We start from the raw sequence: 460 nt of genomic DNA, 5'->3' as shown, positions 1-460 counted from the left end.
GAACGGCCTCGGCGGCGCGGACGTGCACGCCGAGACCTCGGGCGTCGCGCACTTCGCGTACGACGACGAGGAGACCTGCATCTCCGAGGTCCGCTACCTCATCACGATGCTCCCCTCCAACAACCGCGAGAACCCGCCGGTCCACGAGACCGACGACCCGAAGGACCGTCGCTCCGACGTCCTGCTGGACCTGGTCCCGGCCGACGGCAACCGCCCGTACGACATGCTCAAGGTCATCGAGGAGCTCGTCGACGACGGCGACGTCCTGGAGATCCACGAGCGCTGGGCCCGCAACATCATCTGCGCGCTGGCGCGGCTGGACGGCCAGGTCGTCGGCATCGTCGCCAACCAGCCCGGCCACCTCGCCGGCGTCCTGGACATCCACGCCTCCGAGAAGGCCGCGCGGTTCGTCCAGCTCTGCGACGCCTTCAACATCCCGATCGTCACGCTGCTGGACGTC

General features: G+C 69.1%; 1 protein-coding gene. It reads left to right on the top strand.

What is annotated here, in order from left to right:
- A partial coding sequence (locus ACEPPI_RS40695; protein WP_373920269.1) for a carboxyl transferase domain-containing protein occupies nucleotides 1–460 on the top strand: 460 nt, incomplete at both ends.

Source organism: Streptomyces sp. AB3(2024) (assembly GCF_041862025.1).
Lineage (GTDB): Bacteria > Actinomycetota > Actinomycetes > Streptomycetales > Streptomycetaceae > Streptomyces.
This window is presented reverse-complemented; position numbering and strand designations above follow the sequence as displayed.